Source organism: Kitasatospora sp. NPDC059817 (assembly GCF_042731835.1).
GTDB lineage: Bacteria > Actinomycetota > Actinomycetes > Streptomycetales > Streptomycetaceae > Kitasatospora.
The window spans coordinates 13,300-19,977 of the sequence record NZ_JBHWIR010000143.1 but is presented as its reverse complement, the minus strand read 5'-3'; the positions used below and the strand labels follow the sequence as shown (position 1 = coordinate 19,977).

Sequence of the window (6,678 nt, the reverse complement as noted above, 5' to 3'; positions counted from 1 at the left end):
GGTGCACGGGAAGCCGGCGGGACGTCGGGCGTTGCCCGGTCGGGGTGTGCTCAGGAGCGCTGGGCTCAGTAGCGCTGGGCCTTCACCACGACCGGGACCAGGGCCAGATCGGCCGGCTGGCGGCTGAAGGCGATCGGACTGGCCTTCCCGCCCGGGGCCAGGTTCTCGGCGCCGACGATCGCCGAGTCGACGGCGTGGCCCGACGCGTCGGTGAAGTCCACCTGGACCGCGTAGGAAGCGGCCTCGCGGGTGCTGTTGACGATGGTCACGACGGCGGCGTGGAGGCCGCCGGTGGTGGATCGCGGCACGCCGGTCAGGGTGATGTCGGCGGTGGCGTTGCCGGGGCCCTCCACGGTCTTGAGCACCTCGGTCGCCTTCGCCCGGTTCTGCGCGGCCTGCGCGTCCGCCGATGCCTCGAACGCGGAGGCGGCGGCCGCCGCCGAGGCCGAGCGCGCGGCTACCGAGGCCGAGGCCGACTCCAGCGCGGAGGCGAAGGCGGAGGGCGGCTCCCCGGAGAAGCTCGACGGGTTGGGTGCCTCCGACAGCGTCGCCCCCGCCGCGTTCGTCGGCGTCGCGGGCCCGGAGGAGCTCCCGGATGAGCACGACGCCACGAGGAGGACGGCCGTTCCTGCCGCCGCGGCCAGGGCGGCCACTCTCCGCGGCAGCCGGGGGCCGCCGCCCTGGCTGGTGTACAGCGTACGCATCACGCACAACCCTCCGGTCATCCCGCACAACCGTTCGGCCGTCGGCGGGCACGTGCATGCCCGCAGCCGCCCGGTTCGTGCTCTCCATGCTTTGTTCTGCACGCCCGGACCACGAGCGGTGCTGGGCCGTCCGGACGGCACGGAGCACTTTCGGCGGGCGGCGCCGGCCGGGCGACCCGCCGGGCCGTCGCCTGCCGCCACCGGCAGCAGCCGCCCGGGTGCCCCGCCGCCGAGGAAGGGGACCGCCAGGCCGTACGCCCGGATGTGGCCCGGTCGGGTTGAGCGGGGAATCGGCCGGTTCCGGGGAGGGTGCGGAGTAGCGGACTTCGAAGCGGCGCCGGACACGGCGGAGAAGTCAGGAGAACGCGGACGAGGGCGAAACCGCCGGATTCCGCAGCCAACACCAGTAGTTGACGTTCCGTCCCGCCGTCGGCGGCCATCGCGCACGGTGTGGGCGGTTGCTGTGTGCCGTCCCCCTCGCGGCCTGTGTCGTGTGCCTGTTCCCCCTTCCCCGCCGTGGCGCCCCCTCTGCTCCCTCCCCACGAAACCGGAGTACTGAATGCGTGTGCGAATGATGCTCGCCGCCTCCCTGGCCTGCGCCCTCCCGATCACCGGACTGACCGCCGCAGGCGGCGCCGCTGCCGCGCAGCCGGTGAACGCGCAGTCCGTGCGGGCGGTGGCGGTCGTTCCCGACGACTGCCCGCCGCCGCCCGACGCCACCGATTCGCCGATGGCCGGAAAGTATTACTGCTCCCAGGAGAGATTCGGGCCGGCCGCCATCCCGAACGACGAACCGGCCGCCACGCTGCTGAGGGGGTACCAGCGTTTCGGCGGGCTCAGTGCCAGCCACTTCGTCCAGCTGTACTACGACGCGACGGACAAGCGGTGGGCGTACGCGCCCGACCGTGGCTTCCAGCGGCTCGACGGCAAGCTCGACCAGACGGTGTACACGGTGCCGATCGGGACCAAGCTGATCCGGTTCGGCGACATCCTGAACGGCGGCGGGTACCTCGCGGATCCCGGAACGCCCTTCGTCCAGATGGCGGTGACACCCGACGCCCTCAACGGCGGCTACCACTGCCTGTCCGCCGAGAAGGAGTTCAGGGTGCAGAAGGGGCACGTGGCCGCCTTCTACGGGATGCCCGGCGGAGGCGTGCAGGAGTGGCTCGACCCGGCCCTCGCGCCCTCAGGGCTTGAGGGTGGCTACAAGGTCAACAACCTCATCGCCAAGGGCTACCTCAGCGAACTCCAGGCAGAGCAGTGCAACGTCACCCCCACCGGTTCCTGACCGGCGGCAAGCAGAGCGCCGACGGCGGCCTGCGGAGAGGCTGACGGCAACCTCTGGACCGCCCCTGCCCCCGCTGCTGCTGGGGGGGCAGGGGCGACTCCGCCGTCCCCGTCGGAGCGGGGAGGTGCGGTCAGAGCAGCCGGTCGCGGTGGCGGGCGGCGGTTTCGCGGACGAGGCGGGCGAAGTTCTCGCGGCTCTGGTGCCGGTGCTGTGCGGCCCGTTCGTCGTCCAGGTCCGCGTCGTCCAGGTCCGCGTCGTGCAGGTCCGCGTCGTCCGGGCCTGCGCCGTCCGGGTCTGCGTCGTCGGTGCCGAGGTGCTCTTCGTCGAGGTCGTCGTACTCGGTGTGGAGGACCCAGCAGCCGTGGATGCCGGCGAGGAGGTCTTCGAGGAGGTCGCGGGCGGGGCGCCTGGGGTCGAGGGGGGTGAGGCGCAGGCCGGTGTCCTCCGGGTCGGTCTCCTCGTCGTCGGTGTAGTCCTCGGTGTAGTCGTCGAGGGCTCCGTCGAGGTCTTCGAGTTGTTCGCGCAGGCCGGCGGGGTCGGGGAGGAGGCCGTCGGCGATGTGGAGGGCGTGGCGGACGAGGCCGGTGACGGCGTCGTGGGGGGTGTGACCGGCGTCGAGGAGTTCGAGGACGAGGGTGGGGGTCTGGTGCGGGAGGTCCTCGATGTTGTCGGCTTCGAGCAGGACGGCGGTGGCGTCGTGGCCGGAGGCGTCGGCGGCGACCTCGGCCGCGGCGGCGAGCCAGTGCGCGGCCGCGACGGCGGCGGCGGTCGGGTCGATGTCGGAGAAGAGGGCGAGGGAGCCGAAGGGGTTCTGCTCCAGCAGGTGGTCGGCGGCGGCGACCTGGACGGGGGAGGCGTCCTCGCGGCTGAGCAGGACGGCCTGCTGGGCGCGGCCGGTGAGGTTGCCGAGTTCGGCGCTCTCGACGGCGGTGAGTTCGGTGACGGTCTCGGCGAGGACGGCCTTCGTCAACTCGGTTTCGTCGAGGGCGTGCAGGGCGCGGCCGGCCTGGTGGGCGGATTCCAGCAGGGGACTGTAGGAGACGGTGAGCAGGCCGCCGTGGGGCAGGTTCGGTGCGGCCACGGCTTCGGCGACGTCGCTGAAGGTGTCGCGTTCCTGCTCGCGGCGCCAGCCTTCGGTGTCGGGTTCGAGGGAGCCGGCGGCGCTGGCGGGATGGGTGTAGGTCCGCCAGGCCGCCTCCGACAGGCGGGTCAGCGCGCCGGCCAGGCGCAGGAGCGTGGCGCTGGGTGCGTCGGCCGGGAGGGCGGTGATCCGGGTGGCGAGGTCGCCTTCGCCGGTTCCCCAGGTGGCGATGAGCTCGTGCCGGTTCGGGTCGACGCTGTAGCGGGTCATGATGCCTACCTTCGGGGACGCGCGGCTGATTGCTCGGCTGACGGCAATTCTGGCGCATCGTCAGGTGGCGGCGGGCGAAGCCCAGCCCGGGCGCGAGCGCGGGAGCCTCGCGCCCGGCCCGGTCACAGCAGCAATCGGCCACGGGTCTCGGGCATCCAGCGGGCCAGGGCCAGGGCGGACGCCGCGCTGATCGCCGCGTACACACCGAACGCCCCGCCGAGCGACAGCTCCTGCACGAGGGGGAGGAACGTGGTCGCCACGACGAAGTCGGTTCCCCAGTGGGCCGCGGTGGCCAGACTCATCAGCACTCCGCGGGCACCCGCCGGGTAGATCTCGGCGATGTAGACCCAGAAGACGGCGGCGGGGCCCACCGCTCCCGCCATTATGAAGACGCACAGCAGCGCCGCGGTCGGCGCCCCCGTGTGCCCGAGTGGCTGCGCGACCGCGATGCCGATGGCCGCGACCGCCATGACCAGCAGTCCTCCGATCATCGTCTTCCGGCGGCCGACCCGGTCGAGCAGGACGATGGTGACGACGGTGGCGGCCACGTTGCACAGCCCGACCAGGACGGCTCCCCGGATGCCTCCGGCAGCGGTCATGCCGCTGCCCCCCAGGATGGTCGGCACGTAGTAGATCGCGGTGTTCAGACCGGTCAGATGGACCAGGACGGCGATCGCCAGTCCCAGTGCGACCCAGCGGGGACCGGCCAGCGCGCAGGCCTGCCGGAGGCTCGCGGCGGGGGCGGCGACGGGCCGGGCGACGGTTGCGGTCGCGGAGCCGGCGGTGGGCCGGGTGGCGGTCGCCGTCGCGGGGCGGCCACCGGGTCGGGCGGAGACAGGCGCCGGGCGGCGCTGGCCGCCCGGGCGGTGTCTCCCCTGGCGTGCAGCCAGTCCGGCGATTCGGGCACCAGGCACATGCCGACCAGCAGCACGCAGGCGGGCAGGAGCCCGAGAGCGAGCATCCAGCGCCAGGCTCCCGCGGGTTCCAGGAGATAGGCCACCACGTAGGACAGCAGGAGCCCGATCGTGATCATGAGTTGGTTCAGTGTGACGAGCGCGCCGCGCCGGGCGGGCGGAGAGATCTCGGAGATGTACAGCGGGACCGCGAACGAGACGGCCCCCAGGGCGAGTCCGACGAGGAACCGCCCGATGAGGAGCGTGGTGGAGCCCGAGGCCGCCGCCGAGGCCGCCGTTCCGAGGGCGTACACGGCCGCGGCGGCGCCGATGACCGGCCGGCGTCCGAACCTGTCCGCCAGCCGCCCGCTGGTGAGGGCGGTGAGCGCCGCGCCGAGGAGGGCGGCCGACACGACCGCCCCCTGCTGCCACGACGACAGGGTGAAGATGTCGGCGACCAGCCGCAGGACTCCGGCGATCACCCCGATTCCGTAGCCGAAGAGCAGCCCTCCGACGGAGGCGACGCACACGGTCAACAGCCGTGCGGCGCCCGGGGGGACGGGCGCCGTCATGGCGACACCCCTGCGCCGCCGTCGACATGGTCGCAGGACGGGGCCAAGCCCATGGGATGCCCTTCTTCGAAGTGCCGTAGGCAGGGGTGGGGCGAGGCCGGGTCAGGCCGCCGGGAATCCGCCGCCCACGCCGATGACCGACCCCGACCCCGGATACCGAGTCGAGGCGATCACCCGCTTCGCGATCCGGGAGCAGACTACCGGCGTCACCGGCCGACCTGTCGCAACCCGGACACTCCCCGACGTACCGTCAGAAACGTCTTACGGTCGGATCAACGCGAGGACCTCGTCCCGGAGGTGCTCCATGGTCTCCTGGTCGTGCGCCTCCACGTTGACCCGAAGGACCGGTTCGGTGTTCGAGGGGCGCAGGTTGAACCGAATTCCGCCCGGCAGGCCGACCGTCAGACCGTCGAGCCGGTCCGTGGTCACCCCGGCCCGGTGCCGGTATCGCTCCTCCACCTCCCGGATCGTGGCCGCGACGTCGGCGACGACGCAGTTGAGTTCGCCGGACAGCGCGAAGCGGCTGTGCGCGGCGATCACGGCGGACAGCGGCCGGTCCTGTCCACCGAGGGCGGCCAGCATGTGGAGCGCGGCGAGCATGCCGCTGTCGGCACGCCAGAAGTCCCTGAAGAAGTAGTGCCCGGAGTGTTCTCCACCGAAGACCGCGTCGTGCTGCGCCATGAGCGCCTTGACGTGGGAGTGCCCCACGCGGGACCGGAACGGGCGTCCGCCGTGGCGGCGGATGCTCCGCACCGTGGCCTCGGCGGTGATCAGGTTGTACACGACGGCCGAGCCGGGGTGCCGTGCCAGCTCCCGGCCTGCGATCAGGCTGATGACGGCGGACGGTGAGATCGGCTGACCGCCTTCGTCGACGAAGAAGCAGCGGTCGGCGTCACCGTCGAAGGCGAGTCCGATGTCGGCCCCCTGCCGGCGGACCTCGGCCTGGAGGTCGACGAGGTTCCTGGGGTCGATGGGGTTGGCCTCGTGGTGGGGGAACGTGCCGTCGAGTTCGAAGTAGAGCGGGACGAGGTCGACGGGCAGGCCCGCGAAGACCTCCGGGGCGGTCAGGCCGGCCATGCCGTTGCCCGCGTCGGCGACGACCTTGAGGGGCCGGATCCCGGTGAGGTCGACGAGCTGCCGCAGGTGTGCCGCGTACTCCTGGAGGAGTGGTCTTTCCGTACGGGCGCCGCGGGACGCGGCGGGTGTGGCACGTTCCCCCGCCACGAGCCAGTCGCGGATCCGGCCGAGGCCCGTGTTCTCCCCGAGGGGGGCCGCGCCGCTCAGGCACAGCTTGATGCCGTTGTCCTTCGCGGGGTTGTGGCTGGCGGTGATCATGGCGCCGGGAAGTCCGAGCGATCCACTGGCGTAGTAGAGGTAGTCGGTGGAGCCGAGCCCGGCGTCGATGACGTCGGCACCGGCCCGGCGGGCGCCGTCGCTGAACGCCCGCGCGAGCATGGCGGAGGACGGGCGCATGTCCCTGGCCACCACCACCTGCGGGGCGTTGGTGAACCGGATGAACAGGCCGCCGATGCGTTCCGCGACCTCACCGTCGAGTTCGGCGGGGACTTCCCCGCGGATGTCGTAGGCCTTGACCAGCCGCGCGTAGTCGGACACGGTCACCCCTTCACGAGGTCGAGGTCGGGGCCGCGGGCGCCGACTGCCGACGGCGTGCCACGGCCACCCGGTAGCCGTCCAGGGTGTCCGCGACCATCTTCCGGCTGCTGAACTCCCGTTCCGCCGTGGTGCTCGCGTTTGGGGCCCCCCCCCGGGGGCCCCACCACCGGGGGGTGCCCCCCCCGAACACAGCCGCCCCCTGGGGGGGGGGGGGGGGCCGGCCGCCCGCGCCCGCCCGCCCCCGCGGGTGTGAGAG

The 6,678-nt window shown here is 73.0% G+C and carries 6 protein-coding genes; 1 reads left to right on the top strand and 5 read right to left on the bottom strand.

What is annotated here, in order from left to right; translation table 11 throughout:
- Nucleotides 1–65: 65 nt before the first annotated feature.
- Nucleotides 66–704, bottom strand: a complete 639-nt coding sequence (locus tag ACFV61_RS26045; protein WP_380428760.1) for a hypothetical protein — start codon at nt 702–704, stop codon at nt 66–68.
- A 559-nt stretch (nt 705–1,263) separates the two neighbouring features.
- On the opposite strand from ACFV61_RS26045, the gene ACFV61_RS26040 reads away from it, so the two are divergent.
- Nucleotides 1,264–1,992 (top strand): TNT domain-containing protein, encoded by a 729-nt coding sequence (locus tag ACFV61_RS26040; RefSeq protein ID WP_380494184.1) that lies wholly within the window; start codon nt 1,264–1,266, stop codon nt 1,990–1,992.
- Nucleotides 1,993–2,122: 130 nt separating this feature from the next.
- On the opposite strand, the gene ACFV61_RS26035 is transcribed toward ACFV61_RS26040, so the two are convergent.
- The 4 genes from ACFV61_RS26035 to ACFV61_RS26020 form a co-directional block, all read right to left on the bottom strand.
- A complete protein-coding gene (locus ACFV61_RS26035; protein ID WP_380494182.1) occupies nt 2,123–3,343 on the bottom strand; it encodes a hypothetical protein in 1,221 nt (406 codons plus the stop codon).
- 122 nt (nt 3,344–3,465) lie between these two features.
- Nucleotides 3,466–4,053, bottom strand: a complete 588-nt coding sequence (locus ACFV61_RS26030) for an MFS transporter (RefSeq protein ID WP_380494186.1) — start codon at nt 4,051–4,053, stop codon at nt 3,466–3,468.
- Nucleotides 3,996–4,808, bottom strand: a complete 813-nt coding sequence (locus ACFV61_RS26025) for an MFS transporter (RefSeq protein ID WP_380494180.1) — start codon at nt 4,806–4,808, stop codon at nt 3,996–3,998. Before ACFV61_RS26025 ends, ACFV61_RS26030 begins: the two co-directional genes overlap by 58 nt.
- Nucleotides 4,809–5,069: 261 nt before the next feature.
- A complete protein-coding gene (locus ACFV61_RS26020) occupies nt 5,070–6,422 on the bottom strand; it encodes a phosphomannomutase/phosphoglucomutase (RefSeq protein ID WP_380494178.1) in 1,353 nt (450 codons plus the stop codon).
- Nucleotides 6,423–6,678 lie beyond the last annotated feature (256 nt).

What these genes read in the sequence shown, in the direction of transcription:
- ACFV61_RS26025 (WP_380494180.1), bottom strand. Translation starts at nt 4,808, where the DNA reads ATGACGGCGCCCGTCCCCCCGGGCGCCGCACGGCTGTTGACCGTGTGC.
- ACFV61_RS26045 (WP_380428760.1), bottom strand. Translation starts at nt 704, where the DNA reads ATGCGTACGCTGTACACCAGCCAGGGCGGCGGCCCCCGGCTGCCGCGG.
- ACFV61_RS26040 (WP_380494184.1), top strand. Translation starts at nt 1,264, where the DNA reads ATGCGTGTGCGAATGATGCTCGCCGCCTCCCTGGCCTGCGCCCTCCCG.
- ACFV61_RS26035 (WP_380494182.1), bottom strand. Translation starts at nt 3,343, where the DNA reads ATGACCCGCTACAGCGTCGACCCGAACCGGCACGAGCTCATCGCCACC.